The following is a 25,184-nucleotide window of genomic DNA, read 5'->3' on the forward strand; positions in this document are numbered from 1 at the left end:
AAAGCGTGCTCGTTCCCAACCTGAACCGTCGACTGACGAAATATCGAATCCGCGCTAGGGCTGATTTTCCAGCCCGGCCGCATGGCGTGCCGCGATATAGCCGAACACCATCGACGGCCCGATGCTGGCGCCCGCCGCGACATAGACATTGCCCATCACCGATGCGGTGGTGACGCCGGTGGCATAGAGGCCGGGGATCGGCGCGCCCGCGCCATCGACCACCCGCCCGCGTTCATCGGTGACGATGCCGCCATAGGTGCTGACATCGCCCGGCACGACCGGCACGGCGTAGAAAGGCCCCTTTTCGATCGATCCCATGGAGCGTTCCGCGGAAAAGGGATCGCCCACGAAGCCGCAATTGTCATAGGCGCGCGCGCCGCGATCAAAGTCCCCATCCTTGCCGGCGGCGGCGAAGCCGTTCCAGCGTGCCACCGTCGCGGCCAGGGTGGCGGGATCGGCGCCGATGCTGGCCGCCAGCCCCTCGATCGTGTCGGCGCTGTGCAGATAGCCGCTTTCCACCCAGCCTTCGGGAATCGCCTTGTCGATGAAGCGGCCGGCGACGGCGTAGAGTTCCACATATTGACGGTCCAGGATCGCCCAGCTCGGCACCGCCGGCACCACCGCGTTCCGCCGGACCATCGTCTCGCAATAAAGCTCGTAGCTGCCCCCTTCATTCATGAAGCGGGTACCGCCTTGATCGACCAATATGGCGTGCGGCTTGCCGGTCATCGACTGGGCGCCGGGCGCGACATAGCCCTTGTCCCAGCCGGGCGCGGGGGTCAGCTGATAGCCGACCATCTGGTCCATCTGTGCCAGCCGGCCGCCGATCCGCTCCAGTTCCTGCTGCATCTCGCCGGTGTCGCCCTCGGGCGTCTGCGACCATTCGGCGCGGGTGCCGGGCATGTAGCGGTCGCGCATCGCCTGATTGCGGGCAAAGCCGCCGGCATTGACCAGCACGCCCAGCCGCGCGCCGATCCGCCAGGGCTTGCCGTCCTTCATCGTGACGACGCCGGTGGCGATCCCTTCCTGCACGACGATCTCGCTTACCGGCGTGTCGGTGCGGACATCGGCGCCGGCGGCCAGCACGGCTTTCAGCATCCGTCCCTGCAGCGCGGCGCCCGCCGTCGTATATTTGCGGCCCAGCAGCTTGTCGCGAATGGTGCGCAGCGCGATCTTGGCCATCAGCTTGCCCGATGCCTTGTTGGTGCGACGATGGCCTTGCGCCTCCATCCCCTCGACCAGCGTGACGTTGAATTCGGCAAAGCCCTGGCGCAACCGGTCGGCCCAGTCGCCCAGTTCCTTGCGGTTGAAGGGCCTGGCCACCACGGTGCGCGACGTCTTGCAGCCGCCGGGCTGCTCATCATAATAATCCGGCCAGAAGGTCGAACCGCGTTGCAGCGCCACCCCCTGATCCACCAGGAAATCGACCGCGCGCGGCGCCTGCGTCACATAGGCGAGGCGCTTCTCGCGCGAGGTGCCCGGCGCCGGGTGGCCATCGAGCGCCTGCAGCGCGTCGAGATAGGTCATCGCCGCCTCGGCACTGTCCGCCTCGCCATCGGCCAGCATGAAGCGGTTGGCGGGAATCCACATGACGCCGCCCGACTTGGCGGTGGTGCCGCCGATCTTGTCGGTCTTTTCCAGGATGACGACCGACTTGCCGGCCTGGCGCATGACCAGCGCCGAACTCATCGAACCGGCGCCGCTGCCCACGACCACCCAGTCGAATATCTCGTCGAACCCGTCCATGCGCCGCTCTCCCTTTTCTGTGCGTCCGGGCTATCGTGCCGGGGCGATGATGGGGAGGGTGGAGCCACGCTCATCGCCACGGCGACGTTGGAGCGGCGCGGTGCCATGCTAGAGCAGGCCGCAAGGAGAGACGCATGAGCCATGACCTGCCCGATTATCGCACCATCCTGCTGGAGCGGCGGGGGCGGCTGTTGGTGATGACGCTCAACCGGCCCGAGGCGCTGAACGCGGTCAATCTCGACCTGCATGATGAATTACCCGAGGCGCTGGCCTTTGCCGGGCGCGACCATGGGTCGGACGTGGTGCTGCTGACCGGCGCGGGCCGCGCCTTTTCGGCTGGCGGCGACATCGCCCATATGGAGCATAATGCCGCCAACCCGCATCTGTTCGATCATGAGGCGCGGCAGGCGAAGCGGATCGTGTCCGCCCTGCTCGACATCGAAAAGCCGGTGGTGTGCCGGATGAACGGCCATGCGGTTGGGCTGGGCGCGTCGATCGCCTTGCTGTGCGACATCATCTTTGCCGCCGAGGGGGCGAAGATCGGCGACCCGCATGTCGGCATCGGCCTGGTCGCCGGCGATGGCGGCGCGGTCATCTGGGCGCAGCGGATCGGCCTTGCCAAGGCGAAGGAATATCTGCTGACCGGCGAATTGCTGAGCGCGGCCAAGGCGGCGGAGATTGGCCTCATCAACCATTGCCTGCCGGCCGATCAGCTGGATGGGGCGGTCGATGCCTTCTGCGCGAAATTGCTGGCCGGCGCGCCCAATGCGATCCGCTGGACCAAGATCCTGACCAACATGGAATTGAAGCGGATCGCCGGCGCGGTGATGGAAGCCGGCATCGCCTATGAATCGCTCAGCGTCCGCACCGCCGATCACCGCGAGGGCATCGCCGCGCTCAAGGAAAAGCGGACGCCGAAGTTTACAGGGCGATAGAAGGCCACTGATAGATGCGTAGGCGACAGCCTTCTTCATACCGTCATCCCAGCGAAGGCTGGGATCTCTCTTTTCTTTCAAGCCCATCGCCAAAAGAAGAGAGATGCCAGCCTTCGCTGGCATGACGAACGGTGGTGGCGCGTCAGATAATATCCGCCATGCGCACCCAGCGGCGTTCGGCACTGGAGATGCGGATCGCTTCCTGGATGCGTTCGACCTCCAGCGCGCGGGCGAAGTCAGGGGCTGCGGTGCCGCGTTCATGGATCGCATCCACCATGGCCTGCATCGACAGCGCCATCGGGTAGCTGGGCTGGGGTTCGCTCTGCCAGTCGAGGGCGATGCCGAACGTCGTCTTGAACGCGTCAGGCAGCGCGACATCCTCCAGCGTGCCGCCCAGTTGCCCGGCGCGCAGCGTGCAGTCGCGTGCGGTCGGGAAAGTGGGCGAAGTGGAGACCATCCGCCCCTTCTCACCGAACAGGTCGAGCAGGAAACCGTCATGCAGCGCCATGCTCCAGCTGATCTGCATCTGCAGCACCAGCCCGCTTTCGAAGCGCAGGATGACATTGGCGAGATCGGTGGTTTCGGGCGTGATGGTGTCGCCGTCGGGAAAGACCCAGCGCTTGAGTATCTGGCTGTCGTCGGCGACCAGTTCGGCGATCGGCCCGAGCAGGTGGAGCAACAGATAGAGCGCGTGGCTGCCATTGTTGCGCACCGCCGACACACCCTGCCCGGCCTGCGCGAACCAGTTGTATGGGAAAAGCTTGTTGGGCTGGTTGAACAGCGAAATGTTGAAATGGCAGGTTCCGCCGAGCGGCGCGCCGATATGGCCGTCGTCCAGCATCGCCTTCATCTGGCGCAGGGCGGGCAGATATTGCGAGAAGGCGTCGACCACGCCGATGCTGGCGCCGCCCCTCCAGGCGGTATCGATCGCCTTGGCCCCGGCCCAGTCGGGCGCGTGGGGGCTGGCATTATAGACATGTTTGCCATGGGCGAGCGCGGCCAGCACCATCGGCAGGCGGACGCTGGGCCGGGTGCCGAGGTCGACAATGTCGATGTCGGGATCCGCGCACATCTCCTCCGCATTCCAGAAGGCGCGCGGCAAGCCGAGCCGCTGCTGCGCGGCGCGGGCCGTCTCCTCGCGCGAGGTGCAGATCGCCGTCACCTCGACGCCGGGAATGGCGCGCCAGGCAGGCAGGTGCGCGAAGGCGCCCCAGGCGGCGCTTACGATGCCGACGCGCAGCACCATCTTATTCGATCGTTCCCAGAACGGTGCCGACCTCATAGGTTTCGCCCGGCTGGGCGATGATGCGCAGCGTGCCGCTGGCCGGGGCCTCGACCTCGTTCGCCGACTTGTCGGCTTCCAGCAGATAGAGCGGCTGGCCCTCGGTAACGGTCGCGCCGTCTTCGGCCAGCCATTCGGCAATCTGCGCCTCGGTCATGGAAAAGCCGATCTTGGGCAGCAGGATGTCGGTGGCCATGTTCAGTCCCCTTTGAAACAGCGAATATCTGTTCCCCTGCTATCGCGCCTTTGGCGGCGGACAATGCGCAAAAGCGGCCCGCCGCCGCCATATCACCGGCGCGATAGAAGGGCGGGGATCAGTAGCCGCGCGTGTCGGTCCAATTGTCAGTTTCGCCCGGCTTGAAGGTCTTGCCCGGCGTCCTGCCCGATCCGGTTTTGAGGTCGAAGCCGATCGGATCGGCGCCGCCCTCGATACCGACGCCGAAGGAGGAGAGCGCCCAGCTGGTCATGACATAATGGCCGATCGAGAAGACCAGATCCATCTTCTGCCGCGTGTCATAATGGGCGCCCAGCCCGTCCCAGGTGGCGTCGCTGATCTTGCCATCCTCGATCAGTTCGTCGACCGAGCGCAGCACCAGTGCGTCTTGCTCCGCCCAGTCGCCGCCTTCGGGAAAATCGCGGATCGCGCCGATCTCTTCCAGGGTGATGCCGGCGTTGAGCGCATAGCCGACATGATTATGCCACTCATAGGCCGAGTTCACCCGCCAGGCGACGCGCAGGATCAGCAGTTCGAGCGCACGCGTCGAGAGGCTGTTCGCCATCAGCAGATGCTTGCCCCAGATATTATAGACCTTCCCCAGCGGCGGATGGTTGGCCATCACCATCATGACATTGGTCTTGGACCCTTCCTCCCAGGCATTGGGTTCGCCCCAAAAGGCGAAAACCTCGCGCGCGTCGTCGGTCCACTGGTCGCGCGGCAGATGAGAGATGCGGGGGGTGATGTCGGTCATGATGCGTCCTCGGTTGGGTTCAAAGTCCCTCGACCAGCAGCACGCGATAGGGCGCTGCCTTCATCCGATAGGGCAAGGCCGCCTGATATTCAGGGCTGTCATACCAGGCGCGGGCCTTGGCGGCGTCGGGAAATTCCAGGATGATCGCGCCGTCCGCGCCTTCGCCCTCCAGCAATTGCTGCGCACCATAAACGGCGAGCGGACGGATGCCGTAATGGGCAACGAAGGTCGCGGCATTGGCGCGGTTCATCGCGCTATAGGCGTCCATCGCTTCCTGATCGGCGATCGGGCCTTCGCGGGTGACGATTATGTAGGCGGGCATCGGCGGCGCTCCTCGCGTCAGTGGATGGCGGCGGGCATGGTGCTGCGGTCCCAGCCGCCGGCCGCGGCGAAATCCTTGCGGCAACTGCGGCTGGCGAACCAGGCGAGGATGGTGCTGGGAATGCCGACCAGCAGCGCCCAGCGCATCGCCATGCCGAGCGAATCCTCGCCATAGACCGGGCGCAGCGCATCGCTGAGCGCGCCCACCAGCACCGGTCCGCCACCCAGGCCGACGACCTGGATCGACACCATCAGCACCGCGATCGCGGTGGCGCGCGAGCGCGACGGCACCAGCCCCGCCACCACCGCCATCAGCGGCGCCGCAGACAGGCCACCCAGCAGCATGTTGAGACCATAGAGCGGAAAGACCCGCTCGCCCGGCCCGGTCAGGATCATCCAGCCGATGGCGGTGGCGCAGGCGCCCGACAGCATCAATATCCAGACATACCAGCGCATGTCGCGGCGGCCGAGATAGTCGGCCAGCGGTCCGCCCAGCGTATGACCGATCGCCGAACCGAAGAAGAGCGCGCCGCCCATCTGCAACCCGGCCTGGCTGGCGGGCATGCCATGGGTCCGTTCCATGAAGGCCGGCGCCCAGCTGATGAAGCCCATGGTCAGCAGCGCGTTGAGCGAGGCGGCGGCGATCAGCGGCGGCAGGGTGCGGATCGCCAGCAATTCGCGCGCGGTCTGAAGGAAGGGCACGGGCCGCGCCTGTTCGGCCGAGGCGCCATCGGCCAGGCCCGATCGGCTGTCGCGCAGGGTGAACCAGACGATCGGCGCCAGGATGAAGCCGGGGATGGAGGCAAAAATCAGCGTCTCGCGCCAGCCATAGGCCTGCACCGCCCAGCCGCCGACGGCCGGGCCAAGGAAGGTGCCGAGCGAGGCGCCGAGCAGGAAGATGGACAGCGCGGTCGCGCGCTGGCGGATCGGGAAAAGATCGGCGATCCAGGCCTGGGACGGCGGGGTAAAGCCGCCTTCGCCAAGGCCTATGCCGGCCCGACCGATCAGCAATATCCAGAAGCTCTTCGCCAGACCGCAGACGATGACGGCGGCGCTCCACACGGTGGCGGCGATGGCGACGATCTTGCGCTTCGACCAGCCATCGGCCAGCCGCGCCAGCGGGATGATGGCCAGGATATAGACAATCGCGATGATCATGTCCTTGGCCATGCCGATCGCCGCGTCGGACAGGCCCAGTTCGTGGCGGATCGGCTCCACCATCACCACCATCAGATAGCGTTCGCCCTGGACCGAGGCCGACACCAGCACCATCAGCAGCAGGAAATAGGCGCGATAGGCCATGGAGGGCAGCGCTTCGGGCGGCGTGACGGCGGAAGCCGTGTCGAAATGCGGGTCGCTGTCTGCCATGCGCTTGTCCTCACCTGTTGCGGCGCGGTCGTGGCGCGCGACGATCATGCGGCTGGAGCCGTCTTGTCCGGGCAGGATTTGAAACCGGTTCGACGCGGGAGGCAATGCGGGCGGGAAAGGATCGCTTGCGCGATGGCCCCTCCCCGTCCGGTCAGAGGGGATCAGGCGTCCTCGTCGCTCATCCAGTGGACGAAACGCTGCAGCGGCAGCATGCCGTCATGGGCGCCGCCCATCACATGCTTGGCCGCGCCGCCCAGCCGCACGACGCGCTGCGCCCCGGCGCTGGCGAGGCGATCGCGCAGCGCGAGTTTCCGCTCGGGCGGATAGATGCCGATCGTCTGGGTCGCGACATTCACATAGCGCACCGCCGCATCGAGCGACGCGACATGGACGACATTGGCGGTCTTGTTGCTGGGGTGGAAATCGACCGGCTCGTCGGTCAGGATGACGAGGCCACGGCCATCGGGCTTGCCCCAGACTTTGGTGTCGTCGCCCATCAGGGTCAACATCTCGATCTCGTCGCGCACCTCGACCGGCAGCGGATGCGCGACCGCCGAGGCCGTTTCGCGATCCAGGCCGAGCTTCTGCTGCAACCTGGCGCAGAAGGATTCCACTCCTGCCCGGTCGCCCTCGACGAAGATGAAGCGGCTGGCGAGGCAGGCCTCCTGATTCATCGTCGCGACGTCGGTGGCGGCGGCATCGGCGACATCGTCGATGACGGCGGGGTCGAACCCTTCCGGCCCGATCATCGAGATCGACGTCTTGGGATCGAACGACACCATCTGGATGCCCGGCCCTAGATATTTGATGACATTCTTGATCGCGTCGCCGCCGCCCCAAGCGACGATCTTGTCGAAATATTGCGGGCGATAGAGCGTCCCTTCGATCCGCTCGTCACCGCCGCGCCAATAGACCGCCGACATCGACCGGACGACCGGATGATCGGGATCGACATCGGCCATGGTGCGCAGCATCGCGACGCAGGTGAAGGGGTCGCTCGACGGCATCTTGAAGACGTTGACCGCCTTCACCAGCGCGCCCTGCGCAATCGAGGAGATGCAGCCGGTGGGCGAATTGCCGGCCAGCATATGCACCATGCGCGGCGGGAAGGCGCGCAGCGCGCCGCGATTGCCGTGCATGTCGGTGCGCTCCACCCAGCGGTCGAGCGCGGCGGGATTGAGGAAGCTCGATTCGATGCTGCAGCGCAGCCCCTCGGGCGTCAGGAAATGCTTGGCCCGGCGGAACAGATTTTCCACCACCCGGCGCGGCAACGGATTGACCTTGACAGTATGTTCCAGCGCCGCCTGCAGATAGGGATTGGTCTCGAAATCCATCCGCTGCCCGGCCTCAACCAGGAAATCGATGATCTCGCTGACCGGCACGTCGAGCAGCGGCGGCAGTTCGGATCGCGGCGCGACCAGCGCATTGAGGTCGATTTGCGGCGTCGCGAAATCGACGCCCAGGTCGCGCGAGCGATGGCGCACCGCCCCGCCCTCGACCAGCCTGCCGCGCACGAAATGATCGACGCGGATCGGTTCGGCGGCCGTTTCGACCGGGGACGTCTGTTCAAGCACGCTCATGCCACACCTCGCACATAGGCATCGACGGTGCCCGCGCAGCCGATCTTGTCGTCGCCGTCCAGATCGGCATAGCGGGCGATAGTGTCGCGAATGGATGGCCCGCTGTTGCCGCAGGCACAGGGGCTGTAGTCGACCGATATCCGGTCGCCGGTAATGACCCCGCCCCAGCGCCCGTCGAGCGACAGGTCGAAGAAGGCGGCCCGCCCCTCGACCTCGCCATCATGATCATGGGCGATCAGCGCATCGCCATCCTTGTCCAGAATCATCGGCACGATCCAGGGCGGCACATGATAACGCCCGCCCTCGCGGCATTTGGGCATGCCGCTATTGAGTTCCTGCATCGAATAATTCTGGAAATGCCGGCCTTCGGGAATGTTGAAGGTCTCATGCACGAACTGCTGATAATCGTCCGGCAGTTGCGCGCGCTTGAGGCCGCCGCCGATATAGATGCAGTTGTCCGGGTTGAAATCCTTGGCGCTATAGCCGCGCTCCCGCACCGCCTTGGCGACATGATAGAGCGCGTTCCACATGCCCGCGATATAGAGCTTTTCGGCGCGATGTTCGATCATCGCATCGGCGGCGATATGGACGGCGGCGTCCATCGCCTCCTGCCGGAAACGGGACGTTTCCTCGAACTCAGCAATGTCGCCGGGCAGCGCGCTGCCGTCCGCCATCGCCTTGCGCAGCACGACCATGCGGGTCAGCGAGCCGACGGTAATCGGCGGCACCGGATATTGGAACATTTCCTTGGCGGGATCGCCAAAGGCATCGCGTTGGGCTTCGCCGATAATCTCGTTCTTGGGCACCTTGGCGACCGGGGCCAGGCCCATGATGCGGCGATCCTGCGCCGGCTGCACGCCCGATCCCCATGCGAAGACATTGACGGTATCGACCTTCGACCAGTCCATGTCCGCCTGCGACGCGATCAGCATCGCCGACTTGCCGGTGGTGCCGCTGGAGCAGGATACATAATGGCCGGCCGCCTGCAGCCGGGCGATCCAGTCATCGACATCGGTGATGCCGTCCAGATCGATGTCGGTCACGGGATGGGCGGAAATGGTGTTGAGCCACTGGGTCAGCTTGTCCCAGCGCTGCTGCATCAGCCAGTTTTCGGGATAGCTCTTGTACGCCGTGTGCGGGAACAGCAGCTTCACCGCGTCGTCGAGCGAGGTCACCTCGCTGATCCCCGCCTCCCGCGCGCGGTGGCCGAGCAGACGGATGCCGTCCTTCTTTTCCTGGAACCGTTCGTTCAGCGCCGCGATCTGCGCGTCGCGCAATTCGGCGTGGGGAATGTTGAATCGATAATCCGAACTGACCAGTCCGGTGAGGCGATCGGCCTGCGCGCCCATATCCTGCTCCTTGCCCTTGTGGCTCCGGTGCATTAATAGCACCTGATGCGTTTCATTATGCATGATTCGCAAAAGGCGGCAAGGGCCATAATGATGCTGGTCATGGACACACCGATTTCAGACCCGCGCCCCGCCGCCGGGCGCCCGACCCGCGCGCAGGCGCAGGCGCGCCAGGCCGAAATGCTCGACGCCGCGCTCGACATGTTCCTCGACAAGGGGTTCGAGCTGACGACGATGGAGGCGGTGGCCGCCGCCGTCGGCATGACCAAGCGCACCATCTATGCCCGCTATCCCGACAAGGCGGCCCTGTTCATGGCGGCGGTCGGCCGGGCGATCGCGCGCACCGCCACGCCGCGCGCCGCGCTGGAGGCGATCACCGGGGATGATCTGGAAACCACGCTGGTCGCGATCGCCCGGCTGCGCATCGCCGACCTGTCGACACCCGAGGGCGTTCGGCTGCGGCGGATCATCACCACCGAATCCTATCGCTTCCCCGACCTGCTGATGCTGTCCTACAGCCAGGGCGCCCAGCCGGTGCACGACCATCTGGCCGACCTGCTGCGCCAGCATGATAGCGCCGGGGCGATTTGCGTGGACCGGCCGGACATGGCAGCCAGCCTGTTCATGACGATGGTGCTGGGTGGGCCGATCCGGCTGGTGGGATCACCCCAGCCGATGAGCGCCGCCGAGGTGGATGACTGGGTGCGGGCCGCCGTGCGCCTGTTCCTGAACGGCATAAGGACCAGATCGGACTAGCAACCCCCGGACGGCCCGCAAGAGGCCGCCGGAACCGGATGAGGAGAGGGATATGGGATCGGCCTATTGGGGCGAATTGCGGACGCATTGGCGCCCCCTGCTCGCCGCGACGATGGGACTGGGCTTCGGCATTGGCCTGTCGGCCTATACGATGAGCCTGTTCGCGCCGAAGATGATCGGCGAGTTCGGCTGGGAAAAATCGCAATTCGCGCTGCTCGGCAGTTTCGGCCTGCTGATGCTGATCATGCAGCCGATCACCGGGCGGCTGACCGACCGGTTCGGCGTGCGCGCCGTCTCCGCCGTCGGCGTGCTGGCCGGGCCACTCGCCTATCTGGGCTTCGCCTTCCAGCCGGGCAGCATCCGCGCCTTCTTCGCCGTCGCCGTGCTGCAGATCATCCTCGGCACGCTCACCACATCGCCGGTCTATACCCGCATCGTCGCCGAACGGTTCGAGCGGGCACGCGGCCTTGCCTTCTCGATCGTGATGACCGGTCCGCCGCTGGTCGGCGCGGTGATCGCCCCGCTGCTCGGCGGCTTCATCGAAAGCCAGGGCTGGCGCAACGGCTATCTGCTGATGGGCGGCGTCACCCTGGTCTTCGGCCTGATCGCGGTGCTGCTGACGCCCGCCCATATCGGCGTGCATCCCCATGAGGAGGCCGATGAAGCAGGGACGCCCGCGCCGGTCGGCAGCCGCGTCATCTTCCGCAATCCTGCTTTCTGGGTGCTGATCGTCGGCATGGTGCTGGTCAATTTCCCGCAGGGGCTCGCTTCGGCCCAGATGAAGCTGGTGCTGATGGACAGCGGCGCCGCGTCGCAGACCGCGACCTGGCTGATTTCCATCTATGCGATCGGCGTGCTGCTCGGTCGCTTCGCCTGCGGCCTGTCGCTCGACCGGATGCCGCCGCACCATGTCGCCGCGCTGGCGCTGGCGATGCCGGCGATCGGCATGGCGCTGATGGCCTCGCCACTGGATGCCACCATCGTCCTCGCCCTCTCCGTCGCGATGATGGGGCTGGCACAGGGGGCGGAGGGCGACATCGCCGCCTATCTGGTCTCGCGCCGTTTTGGCCTGGGCGTGTTCAGCCTGGTCATGGGCTTTGTCGGCGCGGCGATCGCGGGCGGGGCAGCGCTGGGATCGCTGACGCTCAGCCTGACCCTGAGCATCTGGGGCAGCTACGCGCCGTTCCTGGCGCTGAGCGCCTGCGTCACCCTGGCCGGCGCTGCCCTGTTCCTGACCCTGGGGCGCCGTCCCCCCAATATGGAGCCCGTCTACGCATGAGCGACACCCAACGCACCGCGATCGTCACCGGCGCCAGCGCCGGCGTCGGCAAGGAAGCCGCCCGCGCCCTGCTGCAACAGGGCTGGCGGGTGATCGGCGTGGGGCGTGATGCCGCACGCTGTGCCGCGGCAGAGGCCGATCTGAGGGCCGATGCCGGCGGCGATTTCACGATGCTGCGCGCCGATCTTTCCGCCATGGCCGATACCGCACGGGTCGCGCGGGAGATCGCGACGCTTGCGCCGGAGATCGATGCGCTGCTCAACAATGCCGGCGGCGTGGTAGCGGAGCGGACGATCACGCCCGAAGGGTTCGAGGCAACCTTTGCCTCCAACCATCTTGCGCCCTTCCTGCTGACGCAGAAATTGCTGCCCAATCTGCGTGCTGCCGCCGCTAGGCGGGGGCCGGGCGCAGTGCGCGTGATCGCCGTGTCCTCGACCGGGCATGAACAGAGTCCGGGCATCCAGTGGGACGACCTCAGCTTCGCCGAGAATTTCGTCGGTGGCGCGGCCTATTGCCATGCGAAGCTCGCCAATATCCTGTTCACCCGCGAACTGGCCCGCCGTGTCGCCAATGACGGTATCGTCGCCCACGCCATGCATCCCGGCGTCGTCGCCAGCAATTTCGCCAGCCACTGCGACGCGCCGATGCAGGCCTATATGGAATCGATCCTCGACCGATCGGTCACGCCGGCGCAGGCCGCCGACACATTGGTCTGGCTCGCCAGCGCGGAGGAACCGGGACGCAGCAGCGGCGGCTATTTCCATCAGCGCGCGGAACTCACCCCATCGGTGGCCGCGCAGGATGATGCGCAGGCGCTGAAACTGTGGCAGCTGAGCGAAGCGATGGTGGCGGGTTTCTAGAGCATCCTCCGATTAGGTTGAATCGGAGGATACTCTAATTTCCTTTTGTTTGCCGCATTCTGCGAGTCGTCGGCTGTTCCAGCCGACTTCAGAATGCTCTAGCCCCGCCCCTCGGCCACGATGCGGAACTCGTCGAAGATATCGGTCGGGATGGCATAGCCGGCGCCATCGTCACGGATCCTGTCGATATGGGCGGCGACATCCTCGGCGGTCGGCGGCGCGTCCAGCCCATGGTCCCATCCCGTGGTCGCGCCGACGAACACCCGTGCGATCCGGCCGCCGAGCGCGGAATAGATGCTGTGGGTCGACGTGCAGCGCTCATGCGCCAACCAGGCGACGAGGCCGGCGGTGAAGCGTGGATCGAAGCTGGGGCCGAGCGCCCGGCCCCAGGGATTATGGCCGAGCGTCCCCTCGCTCATGCCCGCCGACATGCGGCTGGCGGCATTGGGCATTACCGCGTTGCAGAGGATGCCATGCGGGCGCCCTTCCTCCGCCAGATTATGCATCAGCCCCATGACGCCGCCCTTCGCCGCGCCATAGGCGGACAATTGCCCCATCCCCAGCATCCCGCCGCCCGATGTGGTCAGCACCAGCCGGCCGCCGCCCTGCGCGCGCATAGGCTGCCAGGCGGCGCGCGCGACATTGAAGGAGCCGCGCACATGGACGGCGAGCAGCGCGTCGAGATCGGCCGCCGTCAGATCCTCTACGGGCGCAAAGCGCATATTGCCGGCATTGGCGATCACCGCGTCGATCCGGCCGAAACGGGCGATGGCGAGCTCGATCATCGCCCGTGCGCCGTCGGGCGACGACACATCATCGCCATTGGCGATCGCGATGCCGCCCGCCGCGACAATCTCTGCCGCAACGGCGTCGGCCATGGTCGAGGACGCCCCCTCCCCCGTCACCGATCCGCCCAGATCATTGACGATGACCGCGCCGCCGCGCGCGGCGATGTCGCGCGCATAGGCGCGGCCCAGCCCCCCGCCCGCCCCGGTGATGAGGATGGTGCGGCCGGTAAAGTCGATCCTGTCCATGCTCACCCCAGTTGCGCGATGATCTGCGGCAGGTCGGCGGTGGTACGGATGCCCGGCGGCGCTTCGCACACCGCCGGGATCGCATTCACCGCGCGATGGGCGGTCAGGCCCGGCGTGAAGGCGGCATAATCCTCCGGCGCGACCGGGAAGCTGATATGGACGTCGAGCGGCGTGTCGCCCTCCACCCGGATACGCCAGCCGGATTCGCGCAATTCCCAGTCGGGCCGGTCGATGTCGCGGGTGCAATACCAGTTGGCGCGGAAGCGCAGCACGGCCTTGTCGCCCTGCATCCCCGATATGGTGATGCGCTGGGCACCGACCGTGCCGGCAGCGATGGTGCCGGCCGCGATCGTCACGTCACGGGTCGCCGCGGCCATTTCGCCGAACGCCTCCCACCGGTCGACCGCGATGCCGGCGGCGTCGGCCAACTGGGCGAGTGAGCCGGCGAAATCATGCTTCACATAGTCGACCTTGCGCTGGTCGAAAGCGGTCGGCGCGACGCCATAGCCCATGATGTTGAACAGCAGGTCGGGTGAATCCCGGCTTTCCATGTCGGCAAACTCGTCGATCGTCAGGCAATCATGCCGGCGCGAGAGCGAGAGCAAGGGAATGGTCAGCGCCTCGGTCACGAAACCGGGGCTGGAGCCGGTGCTGTAGATCGAGCTGTTGCCGGCCTGGCAGGCGGCCTCGATCCGGGCGCGGACATCAGGGTCCATCGAGGCGGGATGATGGAAATCGCCGCGCGTGGTGACGACATTCTTGCCCGACGCCAGCAGCCAGCACAGTTCATCGATATCGGTCCCCTGTCGCATATAGAGGACACAGTCGGCCGGCGTCGCGACCAGTGCGTCGACATCGCTGGTGGCGGTGATGCCCTGCGGCGCGGTGCCGGCAAGCGTGCCGGCATCCTGCCCCGCTTTCGCCGCCGAACTGACCCACAGGCCGGCCAGCTCCAGCCCCGGATGCTCGATCACCGCACGCAATGCGCGGCCGCCGATATTGCCGGTGGCCCACTGGATCACCCGATAGTGTTTGCCCATCGCCATCCTCTCCCTTGCCGTCCGGATCAGAATTTGACGCCGGCCTGGACGCCCCAGGTCGCGGGCGCGCTCCAGACATTGCCGATGCCGAAATTATTGCTGAGCACCTGGGTGCGGTAGCGGCTGTCGGTGACATTGTCGCCGAAGACGGCCAGCGAGAAACGGTCGCTGGCATCGGTCCATTCCGCGCGCAGCGCCAGCACCTCATAGCCCTTCTGCGCGAACTGGGTGCCGGACGGGCCGAAATAGAATTTCGAGGTGTAATAGAGATTGCCCGACAGGGCGAGCGAACCGCCTGCCAGGTCCAGCGTGTAGCGCGCCCCAACATTGCCGGTGAAATCGGGCGTGCGCTGCATATGCACGTCGTTGAGCTGGGTCGGCACGACGACGAAGCTGATCCCCTGCGCCGCGCAACTGGCGAGCGTGCAGCGCGTATAGATCGGCGCATCCTCGAAATTGGTGTAGCGCGCATGGGTATAGGCGGCGCCGACATTGAACTGGAACCGGTCGGTCAGCCGGTAGGAGAGCTGGCCTTCCAGACCATAGATTTCCGACGAGGCGGCGTTGATGATCTGGGCCGAGGGCGGGTTGCCGCGATAGAGCGACACCTGCAGATTCTTGTAATCATAATAATAGGCCGACAGATCGACCGACAGGCGCCGGTCATCATATTTGAAGCCCGCTTCAAAGGCGTCGATATCCTCCGGCGCGACCTTGTTGCCGGTATTGCCGCCGACGTCGAGAATGCCCGACTTATAGCCCTTGCTATAGGAGGCGTAGACGCTCGACTCCTCGCTGGGCTTGTAGCGCAGCACCGCGCGCGGCGTGAACTTGTTGCCCTTGAGGTCGGGCACATAGGTGCGCACGCCGGAGAAGGGGATGATATAATAGGCGTCGCCGATCCTGTCGTGGCTGTAGCGCCCACCCACCGTCAGGAACAGGTCGGGCGTGAAAGCATAGGTAAGGTCGGCAAAGGCCGCATAGGATTTGCTGTTGGTGCCCGAGCCGCCCAGCGCAATGCTGGCGAGCGGATCGCCGGTGGTCGGCGTGCCGACCCGCGTGCCCCATCGGTCCTTGTTGTTGAAGTAGAAGAGGCCGGCGGTCCATTGCAGCGGCCCGCCCGGCTTCGAGGTCAGCAGCAATTCCTGCGAGACGGTCTGGCTGCGCACCGGAATGTGCAGCAGGAAGATGTTCGCCGCCGTGCTGTCCAGATCCTCGACGATCAGCGAATTTTCGTCGCGATACTGGGTGTAGGAGGTGAGGTCGGCAAAGCCCAGGTCCGCCTTCAGCGTCCCCTGGATCACATCATTGTTCGACAGGAATTCGGTCGGGCCGCCGGTCGCCACTTCATCATGTTTGGTGGCGTAGAGGCTGGGCGGCAGGTTGGTGCCCGCGCCGCCAATATCGTCGCCGACATAGATATTGGTGTTGAGCAGGGTCGGATCATCGGTGTCGCTATGGGTATAGCGCAGCAGCAGCGACACGGAATCGCTCAGGTCCGCCTTGATCCCGGTGCGCACCGACCAGTTGCTGTAGCGCCCGTCCCGGTCGCTGCCGGTGGTGATATTGTGGACGAAGCCGTTGCCGCGCCGGAACAGCGCCTCGACATCCATCGCCACATCCTGAACCACGCCAAAGGTGGCATAGCCCTGCACCGCCAGACTGTTGAAGCGGCCATAGCTGACCTTGAACTCGCCCGCGCCGTCGCTGCTGGGATCGGCCGTGGTCAGCAGAATCGCGCCGCCGGTGGTGTTGCGACCGAACAAAGTGCCCTGCGGTCCTTTCAGCACCTGCACGCTTTTCAGGCTCATCAGCTGGAAATCGGCCGCCAGCGGGTTGGGCGAATAGAAGCCGTCGACATAGATGCCGACATTGGCGCCGCCGCCCGAGCTGGCGACCGCCGTGCCGACGCCGCGAATGGTCGGCTGGACGAAGGCGGCCGCGCTGTCGAAGCGCAGCGCCGGGGTGACGGTGGCGATGTCGGTGAGCTGGCTGGCGCCGGCGCTGGTCAGCTGATCCTGGGTGACGGTGGTGATGCTGATCGGCACGTCGCGCGACAATTCGGCACGGCGCTGGGCGGTGACGATGATCAGATCCTGGTCATTCTGGGCCGGCGGCGGCGCCGCCTCCTGCGCGACGGCCAGGTGCGACACGGTGGCCAGCAGCATGGCCGCGCCAATGCCCGACGAACGAATAAGCGTCTTCCGATGGATCATCCTTGCCTCCCATGATCGGTGCCGGTGGTCCGGCCTTCCCTATGGGCGGCATGATAAGGCCGAGAACCGCGGTCTCGCGCGCAGATAAGCGGCCGGCGGCTGACTCATCGCCTCGGCGTTGCCGCGCGCCGTTCAGGGGCCAAGATATCCGATCGTATCCTGTCGCGGATCGGGCGAGTCCGCGCGCCAGCGGACCGATCCGAAGGGCCGCTCCAGCCGCCGCCGCACCCGCACCTCGCCCGCCTTGCGGTCAAAGGCGCGCGCCACCTGCTGCGCCAGCTTGTCGGCCTGGGTGAAACGATCGCGCATATGGAGATAATCGCCCCAGGTCGGACATTGATAGCGCTCGGTCCACAGCGCGGGATCGGCGATGTCGCGCGCGATCGACCAGTTGAAGCCGCCATTGCGCATCCGGGTGCGCTGCACCTCCACCATCGCCGCATAGAAATCGCGCGCCTGGTCGGGATCGACATCATAGTCGATCTCGATGATGACCGGGCCGGAACGACGGGTGAGCGCCATCCCGACTTCCGGTTCGCCCGCAATGATGAAGGGCTCGACATCCGCCTCGCTGGTTTCGGGCAAAGGCAGCAGCCAGCCCACGAGCGGCAATATGGCCAGCGCCAGCCCCGATCCATAGAGGGCGACATCGACCGACCAATGTTGCGCCACCAGCCCCCAGAGCAGCGCGCCGATCGCGATGCCGCCGGTCAGTGCGGAGGAGAAGAGCGACAAGGCCCGCGCCGTCACCCAGCGCGGCGCCGACAGCTGCACCGCGACGTTCAACAGGGCGATGGTCAGGATATTGGCGCCCCCCGCGACCAGCAGTGCAAGGCAAGTCAGCGGCACATGGCGGCTGACCCCGACCAGCGCCAGCGCGATCCCGCTGACCAGCGCCAGCACGGCGGTCGTCCGCTGCGTTCCGAACCGGTCGCGGCATGGCCCGACCAGCAGCGCCCCCAGCACGGCGCCAACCCCGCTGGCGCCCAGCAACAGGCCATAGACGCTGGCATCGCCGCCCAGCAGATCCTTTGCCACCAATGGCGCCAGCGCCGACGCCGACGCCCCCGCCAGTCCGAACAGGAAGGCGCGCAGCAGCACCGTGCGGATCGCCCCGGCATGCAGCGCGTAGCGCATGCCCGACACCATCGCCCGGTGGAATTGTTCGGGTGGCAGGCGCGCAGGGACATGACGCCGCTGCCAGGCGAAGAAGGCGAGAAACAGCGGCAGATAGCAGATGGCGTTGATCGCGAAGGCGGCATGGGCGCCGGCGGCCAGCACGATGATGCCGCCCAGCGCCGGACCGAAGCTGCGCGCGACATTATAGCTGATCGTGCCCAGCGCCACGGCGGCGGGCAGCAGGCGCGGCCCGACCTGTTCGCTGATCGACGCCTGCCAGGCCGGCGAATAGAGCGCCACGCCCGCACCGATCAGCGAACAGAAGACGAGCAGCATCCAGGGCGAACTGTGGCCGGTCCAGGCCAGGAAGGTCAGCAGCGCGGCACAGGCCATGGAGAAAGCGAGGCCGCTCATCGCGATCCGTCGGCGGTCGAACATGTCGGCGAAGGCGCCAGCGGGCAATGTCACCAGCATCAGCGGCAGCATCAGCGCGGTCTGGACCAGCGCGACCATGCTGGGCGACGCGCTCATCCGCGTCATTTCCCATGCCGCGCCGACACCCAGGATCAGTTGGCCGAAATTGGAGAGAAGGCTGGCGGTCCAGATGCGGCGGAACACCGGTTCGCGCAGCGGCGCGAAGCTGCCGCCCGTCGCCTGCGCGACTTCGCCTTGCGCCATCCGTCTCCCTCCTCATCATCTGCTCGCCCAGCCTGCACCAGCCGGGCGACGCAGGCCAATCGGCGCGCGATCAATCGCCGGTGCGATTGGGGGCCGTCCCGCTTCCATGCGATAGGATGCGAGAGCCGCGCCTGCGGCAAAAGAGACCGGGAGAAGATGCTTGACCGACGCCTATATCATTGATGCCGTCCGCACCCCGCGCAGCATCGGCAAGATGGGCAAGGGCGCGCTGTCGCACATGCACCCGCAGCATATTGCGGTGGCGGTGCTGAAGGCGCTGAAGGATCGCAACAATCTAAACACCGCCGATGTCGACGACATCATCTGGGGCACCAGCGCGCAGATGGGGCTGCAGGGCGGCGACCTTGGCCGGATGGCCGCGCTCGATGCGGGCTATGACGTCAAGGCTTCGGGCGTGACGCTGGATCGCTTCTGCGGCAGCGGCCTGACCGCCACCAACCTGGCCGCGGCGCAGATCATGTCGGGCATGGAGGATCTGGTGATCGCCGGCGGCACCGAGATGATGTCCTATGTCACCTGGTACGGCCAGTCGTTGCGCGAAGCGGGCGTGAAGGCCGCTGGCGGCCTTGGCACCGGCAATATGCGCTTGCAGGACAAGCATCCCCAGTCGAACCAGGGTGTCGCCGCCGACGCGATCGCCGCGATGGAAGGGATCACGCGCGAAGAGCTGGATGCCTTCGGCGCCGAAAGCCAGCGCCGCGCCGGCATCGCGCTCAAGGAAGGCCGCTTCGCCAAGTCGACCGTGCCGGTGCATGACGAGGATGGCAGCGTGGTGCTGGACCATGAGGAATATCCCCGCCCCGACACCACCGCCGAGCAGCTTGCCGGGCTGAAACCCGCCTTCGCCGCGTTCATGGACATGCCCTCGCGCCAGGATGGGCCGACCTTCCGCCAGCTCATCAACCAGAAATATCCCGATCTGGCGATCGAGCCGCTGCATCATGCCGGCACCTCGTCCGGCGTGGTCGATGGCGCGGCCGCGATCCTGCTGGCCTCGAAAGCCTATGCCGACGCCCATGGGCTCAAGCCCCGCGCCCGCATCGTCGCGACCGCCAATGTCGGCGACGATCCGACGCTGATGCTGAACGCCCCGGTTCCGGCCGCGCGCAAGGTGCTGGCCAAGGCCGGCCTGACCGTGGCCGACATCGATGTGTTCGAGGTCAATGAAGCCTTCGCCGTGGTCACGGAAAAGTTCATCCGCGATCTGGGCGTCGACCGCGCCAAGCTCAATCCCAATGGCGGCGCGATCGCGCTCGGCCACCCGATCGGCGCGACCGGGGCGGTGCTGATCGGCACCGCGCTCGACGAACTGGAGCGCAGCGGCGGCCGCTATGCTCTGATCACCATGTGCGCGGCCGGGGGCATGGCGCCCGCGATCATCATCGAACGTGTCTGATCGGATCGTCCAGCCGCCACGCTGCGCCGAACAGGAGGAGGCTGCTTTCGTTTCGCCGCGATGGCGCTATGCTGCGCGCACAATGGAAAGCCTGCAGGACAAGACACTCGCCGACAACCCGCCGGCGCTGATGCGCAACGCGACGATGAAGCTGACGATCATCGCGCGTCAGTTGCGCGCGCATTTCGACCAGAGCGTGGTGCGGCTGGGCGTCACCCGCTCGCAATGGACGGTGATCGCAGCGGTCGCGCGCTATCCGGGCACGACCCAGCGCCATATCGCCAATCTGCTGGAAATGGCCGAGGCATCGGCCGGAAGGCTGATCGACCGGCTCTGCGCCGACGGCCTGCTGGAACGGCGGCAGAAGGATGACGACCGGCGCGCCCATGCCGTATTCCTGACCGAGCGCGGCCAGGCGATCACCATGCAGTTGTCGGGCATCGCGCAAGAGAATGAGGAGGTCGCCTTTGCTGGCTTCTCGGCCGAGGATCTGAAGCGCCTCAACAGCCTGCTCGACACGATTTCGGAGAATATCGTCAAGCCTTGAAGGCTGGCGCCATCCCGGCGCCCCTCCCTTCCCGGACATAAAAAAGGGCCGCCCTGTGATGGGGCGACCCATTCGCTATCAGCCGGCGCAGGGGAGGCCGCGCCCGGCGATCTCTTAGTGCGCGGTCAGCAGATCCTTCTTCGACAGGCTGGTGGTCAGCTTGCCATCGGCGGCGGTCAGGCTGGACGCCGGGACATTCACCATCTTGCCGTTGAGGATGATCTGGGCGTTGCCATCGGCGGCGACGCGATAGATGGCGGCCAGACGATCGCCGCTGGCGGTGTAGAGCATCTTGCCCTTGTAGTCGGCAGCGGCGGTGGCCGCGCTGATCTGGACGGCTTCGCCAGCGGCAGCAACCTGCGGCAGGGCGGCAGCGGCGAGAGAGAGCGACAGGGCGATCTTGGCGAAACGAGTCATGGCACAACCTCTTCAACTAAAAACGGGTCGAGGAACTATATCCCCTTAACACTAAGCTAGGTTAGCTATTGCCGGTGATAATGTCAAGCTAGCTTAGTATTTATTTTTGCATGTGCGAACAGCGGCTTGAGCGGGCAGACAAAAGGCCGCGTCCATATGGAACGCGGCCTCTTCGTCCCATGGACGCAGCCCCGGAGGTTCAGCGCGGCGGAAAGCGAATCGCGCCGTCGATCCGGAACAGCTGGGCGTTGATGTAGCTGTTGCGCGTGATCTCCAACGCCAGGCCGGCAAATTCCTCGGGCTTTCCAAGGCGCTTGGGGAAGGGCACGCTGTTGTTGAGGCTCTCGTACATGGCCGGGTTCATGTCCTTGAAGCGCAGCATCGGCGGCGTCGCAAAGATGCCCGGCATGATCGCATTGACGCGAATCCCCAGCTCCATCAGGTCGCGCGCCATCGGCAGCACCATGCCGTTGACCCCGGCTTTCAGCGAGCCATAGGCGACCTGGCCGACCTGCCCATCCTGCGCCGCAGCACTGGAGGTCAACAGGATGCTGCCCCGCTCGCCATCCTCCAGCGGGTCGAGCGCCGCCATGCCGAGCGCCGCGATCGAGGCGATGCGATAGCTGGCGACCAGCACGCCTTCGGCCGAAATCGCATAATCCTGCGTCGACATGCGCTTGAAGCCGCCGGTCTCCTTGTCCTTCGACACGGTCTTGCCGCCCTTCGACACGACCGCGCAATGGACCAGGATGCGTTCCTGCCCCTGCGCCGCCCGTGCCGCGTCGAAACCCGCGAGCACGCTGTCTTCCGACATGATGTCGACCTTGCGGAAAGTCGCGCCGACCTCCGCCGCGATCGCCTGGCCGCTATCCTCGTTGATATCGAAGATCGCGACCTTCACGCCGGCGTCGCGCAGCGCCCGCACCGTCGCCAGCCCCAGGCCCGACGCGCCGCCGGTCACCACGGCGGACAGGGAAGAGTCGAGTTTCATGGCATGTCTCCCACATCTGTTTTCGGACCGGCTATGGCACAGCAACAAGGCGGCTCAACCCATGACCCCGCCGACGCCAGCAATATCGCTGCGGCGCTAGGGGGCCGGGGCGCATCGCGATAGCGATAGCAGGCCCGCCGGACTTGCGGCGACCAGCGCAGCTTCTACCCTTTCCCCAACAGGTCGCATCATGCGGCGAATGAGGGGATGGCTGATTTTATGACCCAGGTGATGAAGGGGGTGCGCGTTCTGGAAGTGGCGCAGTTCACCTATGTGCCGGCTGCCGGCGCGATCCTGGCCGACTGGGGCGCGGACGTCATCAAGATCGAGCATCCCGTGCGCGGCGACACGCAGCGCGGTTTCCTGAACATGGGCGGGGTGCAGCTCGATCCGTTGCGCCACACCCTGTTCGAGCATCCCAATCGCGGCAAGCGCAGCGTCGGCATCGACCTGTCGACGGAGGAAGGCCAGGCCGTACTCTATGAGCTGGCCAAGAGCGCCGACGTATTCCTGACCAACTATCTTCCCCAGGTGCGGCAGAAGAACAAGTTCGACGTCGAGCATATCCGCGCGGTCAATCCGAACATCATCTATGCCCGTGGCAGCGCGCTGGGCAACAAGGGCCCCGAGCGCGAGGTGGGCGGCTTTGACGGCACCTGCTTCTGGTCGCGCAGCGGCGTCGCCCATGCGATGACGCCCGAGGAACTGCCCGGCCCGCTGACCCAGGGCATTCCCGCCTTTGGCGATTCCATCGGCGGCATGTTCATTGCCGGCGGCATTTCCGGCGCGCTGTTCCACCGCGAAAAGACCGGCGAGGCGGTCGAGCTGGACGTTTCGCTGCTGTCGAGCGCCTGGTGGGCATCGGGCGCGCTGATCGCGCAGGTGATGGAGACCGACATCCTCACCCGCAACGGCATGCCGAGTTCCGGCGGGTCGCTGCGCAACCCCTTCATGGGCAATTTCCGCACCTCGGACGGCGGCACGATCAACTTGTGCATGGTCAGCCCAACCGGCCTGATCGCCGACACCTTCACCCATGTCGGCGTGCCCGAGGCGGCGGACGATCCGCGTTTCAAGGATGTGCTGGCGCTGATCGAGAATGCCGGCGCGGCGAGCGACATATTGGTCAAGGCTTTCGGGGCGAAGCCCTTCGCCTATTGGCGCGAGCATTTGAAGACGATGAAGGGCCAATGGGCACCGATCCAGAGCTTCAAGGATCTGCTGACCGACGAGCAGGCGATCGCCAACGACATGATCATCGAGGTCGAGGGCGCCGATGGCGGCGCACCGCTGCGGCTGGTGCGCGGCCCGGTGCAGTTTGACGGCCAGCCGGTGCAGACCACGCGGTCGCCCCAGGCATCGGAACATACCGAACTGGTGCTGATGGAACTGGGCGTCGAGTGGGACCAGATTGAACAATGGAAGGCCAGCGGCGCTATCGCCTGAAGGGGCGACGTCGGGGGGCTGGAAGGCAGGAATGATATGAAACCGGGTACGAAACTGAAAAGCGCGGTGTGCGACACCGAAGTGATGGTGATCCGCAGCGGCACCGGCACGATCGAATGCGGCGGCAGCGCCATGGGCGAAACCAGGCCGGAAGCGGTCGGCACGCCCGCCGCCGATTTCAGCACGGGCACACTGATGGGCAAGCGCTATGTCGATCCGGCCGGCAATTTCGAATTGCTGTGCGTCAAGCCGGGCAAGGGTTCGCTGTCGGTCGACGGCGTGGCGCTGAGCCCCAAGGACGCCAAGCCCCTGCCCGCTTCGGACTGACGCCCATCCCATGAACATCGCCCTGTTCCTTGAAATGGCGGCCGATGCCGCGCCCGACCGCATCGGCCTGGTCTGTGACGGCCAGCGCTGGAGCTATGCCCGGCTGCTGGCGGGCGCGCGCGGCGCCGCCGTGCTGATCCGGGACAGTGGCTGCAGCCATGTCGCGCTGCTGGACGAGAGCAGCGAGGCGGCGGCGATGGCGCTGTTCGGCGCGGCGATCGCTGGCGTGCCCTATGTGCCGCTCAACTATCGGCTGGCCGACGCCGACCTGGCCGCGCTGCTGGCACGGATCACGCCGGCGCTGATCGTCGGCGATGTCGCGCGGGTCGAACGGCTCTGCCCCTCGGCCGACAACAAGGTGCTGGCGCGCGCCGATTTCGTGACCGCCGCGCTGGACGCTGCGGCCGATGCGCCGATCGAGGCGGACGAAGGCGATGGCGTCGCCATCCAGCTCTTCACCAGCGGCACGACCGCCGCACCCAAGGCGGCGATCCTGCGCCACGCCAATCTGGTCTCCTATATATTGGGTACGATCGAGTTCGGCGCCGCGCCGGAAGAAGATGCCGCGCTGGTCAGCGTGCCGCCCTATCATATCGCCGGCATCGCTGCCCTGCTCAGCTCCATCTATGCGCTGCGCCGCATATTGCTGCTCCCCGCCTTCGATCCGGCCGCCTGGCTGGACCTGGCGGCAAGCGAGCGGGCGAGCAATGCCTTTGTCGTGCCCACCATGCTCTCGCGCATCATCGAGACGGTCGACAAGGGTGTCCAACCTGATCTCAGCAATCTGCGGGCGGTCGCCTATGGCGGCGGCAAGATGCCGCTGGAGCTGATCCAGCGCGCGCTCGACCTGTTTCCCGACACCGGCTTCACCAACGCCTATGGCCTGACCGAGACCAGCTCGACCGTCGCCCTGCTGGGACCGGACGAACATCGCGCCGCCCATGTCGCGACCGATCCCGCCGCCCGCGCCCGGCTGGCGTCAGTCGGCCGGCCGCTGCCGACGGTCGAGATCGAGATTCGCGACGAGGATGGCCGTTGCCTGCCCGCCGGCGAGCCGGGCGAAATCTATGTTCGCGGCGACCAGGTGTCAGGCGAATATCGCGAGCGCAGCGCGCTCGACGCCGATGGCTGGTTTCCCACCCGCGACGCCGGCTATATCGATGCCGAAGGCTATCTCTTCCTGTCGGGCCGCGCCGACGATGTGATCGTGCGCGGCGGTGAGAATATCTCGCCCGGCGAGATCGAGGATGTGATGCTGGCCCTGCCCGCCATCGCCGAGGCGGCGGCGGTCGCCATTCCGTCCGCCGAATGGGGCGAGGCGGTCGGCCTGATCGTGGTCGTGCGCGACGGCCATGCGGCGCCGGCCGACGAGGAGCTGAAGCAGGTCATCCGCGCCCGGCTGCGTTCTTCGCGAGTGCCCGAGCGCGTGCTCTTTGCTAAGAGCCTGCCCTATAATGAAATGGGCAAGCTCCTCCGCCGGGAAATCAAGAAGCTGTTCGCAGCCTGAC

General features: G+C 66.2%; 23 protein-coding genes. 9 read left to right on the forward strand and 14 right to left on the reverse strand.

Going from position 1 to position 25,184, the window contains the following annotated elements:
* Positions 1-54: 54 nt before the first annotated feature.
* Positions 55-1,746 carry an FAD-dependent oxidoreductase gene (locus JQK15_RS07575; RefSeq protein WP_214864635.1) on the reverse strand — a complete coding sequence of 564 codons (1,692 nt, stop codon included), beginning with the start codon at positions 1,744-1,746 and terminating at the stop codon, positions 55-57.
* Positions 1,747-1,880: 134 nt separating this feature from the next.
* Between JQK15_RS07575 and JQK15_RS07580 the strand changes: the two genes are divergently transcribed.
* Entirely contained in the window at positions 1,881-2,681 is an 801-nt protein-coding gene (locus JQK15_RS07580) for an enoyl-CoA hydratase/isomerase family protein (RefSeq protein ID WP_214864637.1), read from the forward strand.
* 142 nt (positions 2,682-2,823) lie between these two features.
* Here the strand turns inward: JQK15_RS07580 and JQK15_RS07585 are convergent, their stop codons facing one another.
* The 7 genes from JQK15_RS07585 to JQK15_RS07615 form a co-directional block, all read right to left on the reverse strand.
* Positions 2,824-3,927, reverse strand: coding sequence for a Gfo/Idh/MocA family protein (locus JQK15_RS07585; protein WP_214864639.1), 1,104 nt, complete (start codon positions 3,925-3,927; stop codon positions 2,824-2,826).
* Position 3,928: 1 nt separating this feature from the next.
* Positions 3,929-4,159 (reverse strand): biotin/lipoyl-containing protein, encoded by a 231-nt coding sequence (locus JQK15_RS07590; RefSeq protein ID WP_004209482.1) that lies wholly within the window; start codon positions 4,157-4,159, stop codon positions 3,929-3,931.
* Between the two features lie 118 nt (positions 4,160-4,277).
* Positions 4,278-4,931, reverse strand: coding sequence for a carboxymuconolactone decarboxylase family protein (locus tag JQK15_RS07595; protein WP_214864640.1), 654 nt, complete (start codon positions 4,929-4,931; stop codon positions 4,278-4,280).
* 19 nt (positions 4,932-4,950) lie between these two features.
* Positions 4,951-5,253, reverse strand: a complete 303-nt coding sequence (locus JQK15_RS07600) for a DUF1330 domain-containing protein (RefSeq protein ID WP_214864642.1) — start codon at positions 5,251-5,253, stop codon at positions 4,951-4,953.
* 17 nt (positions 5,254-5,270) lie between these two features.
* Positions 5,271-6,620 (reverse strand): MFS transporter, encoded by a 1,350-nt coding sequence (locus JQK15_RS07605; RefSeq protein WP_029547376.1) that lies wholly within the window; start codon positions 6,618-6,620, stop codon positions 5,271-5,273.
* A 161-nt stretch (positions 6,621-6,781) separates the two neighbouring features.
* Positions 6,782-8,200 carry an acyl-CoA reductase gene (locus tag JQK15_RS07610; RefSeq protein WP_214864644.1) on the reverse strand — a complete coding sequence of 473 codons (1,419 nt, stop codon included), beginning with the start codon at positions 8,198-8,200 and terminating at the stop codon, positions 6,782-6,784.
* Positions 8,197-9,582 (reverse strand): hypothetical protein, encoded by a 1,386-nt coding sequence (locus tag JQK15_RS07615; protein ID WP_251007646.1) that lies wholly within the window; start codon positions 9,580-9,582, stop codon positions 8,197-8,199. Before JQK15_RS07615 ends, JQK15_RS07610 begins: the two co-directional genes overlap by 4 nt.
* Before the next feature lie 69 nt (positions 9,583-9,651).
* Here JQK15_RS07615 and JQK15_RS07620 point away from each other — a divergent pair, with 69 nt between their 5' ends.
* Genes JQK15_RS07620 through JQK15_RS07630 form a run of 3 tightly spaced genes read left to right on the forward strand, consistent with a single transcriptional unit; the run spans position 9,652 to position 12,444 of the window.
* A complete protein-coding gene (locus JQK15_RS07620) occupies positions 9,652-10,305 on the forward strand; it encodes a TetR/AcrR family transcriptional regulator (RefSeq protein WP_251007647.1) in 654 nt (217 codons plus the stop codon).
* Between the two features lie 52 nt (positions 10,306-10,357).
* Positions 10,358-11,584: an MFS transporter gene (locus JQK15_RS07625; protein ID WP_214864648.1), complete on the forward strand. Its 1,227-nt coding sequence runs from the start codon at positions 10,358-10,360 to the stop codon at positions 11,582-11,584.
* Positions 11,581-12,444, forward strand: coding sequence for an SDR family NAD(P)-dependent oxidoreductase (locus tag JQK15_RS07630; RefSeq protein WP_214864650.1), 864 nt, complete (start codon positions 11,581-11,583; stop codon positions 12,442-12,444). Before JQK15_RS07625 ends, JQK15_RS07630 begins: the two co-directional genes overlap by 4 nt.
* 98 nt (positions 12,445-12,542) lie before the next feature.
* Here JQK15_RS07630 and JQK15_RS07635 read toward each other — a convergent pair whose 3' ends face one another.
* The 4 genes from JQK15_RS07635 to JQK15_RS07650 form a co-directional block, all read right to left on the reverse strand.
* Positions 12,543-13,478 (reverse strand): SDR family NAD(P)-dependent oxidoreductase, encoded by a 936-nt coding sequence (locus JQK15_RS07635; protein ID WP_214864652.1) that lies wholly within the window; start codon positions 13,476-13,478, stop codon positions 12,543-12,545.
* A 2-nt stretch (positions 13,479-13,480) separates the two neighbouring features.
* On the reverse strand, positions 13,481-14,518 hold the full coding sequence (locus tag JQK15_RS07640; protein WP_214864654.1) for an NAD(P)H-dependent amine dehydrogenase family protein: 1,038 nt from the start codon (positions 14,516-14,518) through the stop codon (positions 13,481-13,483).
* Between the two features lie 26 nt (positions 14,519-14,544).
* On the reverse strand, positions 14,545-16,734 hold the full coding sequence (locus JQK15_RS07645; protein WP_214864656.1) for a TonB-dependent receptor: 2,190 nt from the start codon (positions 16,732-16,734) through the stop codon (positions 14,545-14,547).
* A 132-nt stretch (positions 16,735-16,866) separates the two neighbouring features.
* On the reverse strand, positions 16,867-18,531 hold the full coding sequence (locus JQK15_RS07650; protein ID WP_214864658.1) for an MFS transporter: 1,665 nt from the start codon (positions 18,529-18,531) through the stop codon (positions 16,867-16,869).
* Between the two features lie 160 nt (positions 18,532-18,691).
* Here JQK15_RS07650 and JQK15_RS07655 point away from each other — a divergent pair, with 160 nt between their 5' ends.
* Together JQK15_RS07655 and JQK15_RS07660 are read left to right on the forward strand one after the other, a co-directional pair.
* The gene (locus tag JQK15_RS07655) at positions 18,692-19,948 is read left to right on the forward strand and encodes an acetyl-CoA C-acetyltransferase (protein WP_214864660.1); all 1,257 of its coding nucleotides are present in this window, start codon (positions 18,692-18,694) and stop codon (positions 19,946-19,948) included.
* 82 nt (positions 19,949-20,030) lie between these two features.
* On the forward strand, positions 20,031-20,495 hold the full coding sequence (locus JQK15_RS07660; protein WP_004209468.1) for a MarR family winged helix-turn-helix transcriptional regulator: 465 nt from the start codon (positions 20,031-20,033) through the stop codon (positions 20,493-20,495).
* A gap of 114 nt (positions 20,496-20,609) precedes the next feature.
* Here JQK15_RS07660 and JQK15_RS07665 read toward each other — a convergent pair whose 3' ends face one another.
* Together JQK15_RS07665 and JQK15_RS07670 are read right to left on the reverse strand one after the other, a co-directional pair.
* Positions 20,610-20,912, reverse strand: coding sequence for a hypothetical protein (locus JQK15_RS07665; RefSeq protein ID WP_004209466.1), 303 nt, complete (start codon positions 20,910-20,912; stop codon positions 20,610-20,612).
* A 199-nt stretch (positions 20,913-21,111) separates the two neighbouring features.
* Positions 21,112-21,903, reverse strand: coding sequence for an SDR family oxidoreductase (locus tag JQK15_RS07670; protein ID WP_214864662.1), 792 nt, complete (start codon positions 21,901-21,903; stop codon positions 21,112-21,114).
* A gap of 219 nt (positions 21,904-22,122) precedes the next feature.
* Between JQK15_RS07670 and JQK15_RS07675 the strand changes: the two genes are divergently transcribed.
* From JQK15_RS07675 to JQK15_RS07685, 3 genes are read left to right on the forward strand one after another with little or no spacing between them, the layout of a single operon-like run.
* A complete protein-coding gene (locus tag JQK15_RS07675; protein WP_214865119.1) occupies positions 22,123-23,349 on the forward strand; it encodes a CaiB/BaiF CoA transferase family protein in 1,227 nt (408 codons plus the stop codon).
* Between the two features lie 36 nt (positions 23,350-23,385).
* Positions 23,386-23,676 carry a hypothetical protein gene (locus JQK15_RS07680; RefSeq protein WP_069335474.1) on the forward strand — a complete coding sequence of 97 codons (291 nt, stop codon included), beginning with the start codon at positions 23,386-23,388 and terminating at the stop codon, positions 23,674-23,676.
* Positions 23,677-23,686: 10 nt separating this feature from the next.
* Positions 23,687-25,183, forward strand: a complete 1,497-nt coding sequence (locus JQK15_RS07685; protein WP_214864664.1) for a class I adenylate-forming enzyme family protein — start codon at positions 23,687-23,689, stop codon at positions 25,181-25,183.
* Position 25,184 lies beyond the last annotated feature (1 nt).

Origin of the sequence: Sphingobium sp. BHU LFT2 (assembly GCF_018604485.1) — a bacterium.
Lineage (GTDB): Bacteria > Pseudomonadota > Alphaproteobacteria > Sphingomonadales > Sphingomonadaceae > Sphingobium > Sphingobium yanoikuyae_A.

Coding starts and splice junctions, on each gene's coding strand:
- JQK15_RS07575 (WP_214864635.1), bottom strand. CDS start 1,746: ATGGACGGGTTCGACGAGATATTCGACTGGGTGGTCGTGGGCAGCGGC.
- JQK15_RS07580 (WP_214864637.1), top strand. CDS start 1,881: ATGAGCCATGACCTGCCCGATTATCGCACCATCCTGCTGGAGCGGCGG.
- JQK15_RS07585 (WP_214864639.1), bottom strand. CDS start 3,927: ATGGTGCTGCGCGTCGGCATCGTAAGCGCCGCCTGGGGCGCCTTCGCG.
- JQK15_RS07590 (WP_004209482.1), bottom strand. CDS start 4,159: ATGGCCACCGACATCCTGCTGCCCAAGATCGGCTTTTCCATGACCGAG.
- JQK15_RS07595 (WP_214864640.1), bottom strand. CDS start 4,931: ATGACCGACATCACCCCCCGCATCTCTCATCTGCCGCGCGACCAGTGG.
- JQK15_RS07600 (WP_214864642.1), bottom strand. CDS start 5,253: ATGCCCGCCTACATAATCGTCACCCGCGAAGGCCCGATCGCCGATCAG.
- JQK15_RS07605 (WP_029547376.1), bottom strand. CDS start 6,620: ATGGCAGACAGCGACCCGCATTTCGACACGGCTTCCGCCGTCACGCCG.
- JQK15_RS07610 (WP_214864644.1), bottom strand. CDS start 8,200: ATGAGCGTGCTTGAACAGACGTCCCCGGTCGAAACGGCCGCCGAACCG.
- JQK15_RS07615 (WP_251007646.1), bottom strand. CDS start 9,582: ATGCACCGGAGCCACAAGGGCAAGGAGCAGGATATGGGCGCGCAGGCC.
- JQK15_RS07620 (WP_251007647.1), top strand. CDS start 9,652: ATGGACACACCGATTTCAGACCCGCGCCCCGCCGCCGGGCGCCCGACC.
- JQK15_RS07625 (WP_214864648.1), top strand. CDS start 10,358: ATGGGATCGGCCTATTGGGGCGAATTGCGGACGCATTGGCGCCCCCTG.
- JQK15_RS07630 (WP_214864650.1), top strand. CDS start 11,581: ATGAGCGACACCCAACGCACCGCGATCGTCACCGGCGCCAGCGCCGGC.
- JQK15_RS07635 (WP_214864652.1), bottom strand. CDS start 13,478: ATGGACAGGATCGACTTTACCGGCCGCACCATCCTCATCACCGGGGCG.
- JQK15_RS07640 (WP_214864654.1), bottom strand. CDS start 14,518: ATGGGCAAACACTATCGGGTGATCCAGTGGGCCACCGGCAATATCGGC.
- JQK15_RS07645 (WP_214864656.1), bottom strand. CDS start 16,734: ATGATCCATCGGAAGACGCTTATTCGTTCGTCGGGCATTGGCGCGGCC.
- JQK15_RS07650 (WP_214864658.1), bottom strand. CDS start 18,531: ATGGCGCAAGGCGAAGTCGCGCAGGCGACGGGCGGCAGCTTCGCGCCG.
- JQK15_RS07660 (WP_004209468.1), top strand. CDS start 20,031: ATGGAAAGCCTGCAGGACAAGACACTCGCCGACAACCCGCCGGCGCTG.
- JQK15_RS07665 (WP_004209466.1), bottom strand. CDS start 20,912: ATGACTCGTTTCGCCAAGATCGCCCTGTCGCTCTCTCTCGCCGCTGCC.
- JQK15_RS07670 (WP_214864662.1), bottom strand. CDS start 21,903: ATGAAACTCGACTCTTCCCTGTCCGCCGTGGTGACCGGCGGCGCGTCG.
- JQK15_RS07675 (WP_214865119.1), top strand. CDS start 22,123: ATGACCCAGGTGATGAAGGGGGTGCGCGTTCTGGAAGTGGCGCAGTTC.
- JQK15_RS07680 (WP_069335474.1), top strand. CDS start 23,386: ATGAAACCGGGTACGAAACTGAAAAGCGCGGTGTGCGACACCGAAGTG.
- JQK15_RS07685 (WP_214864664.1), top strand. CDS start 23,687: ATGAACATCGCCCTGTTCCTTGAAATGGCGGCCGATGCCGCGCCCGAC.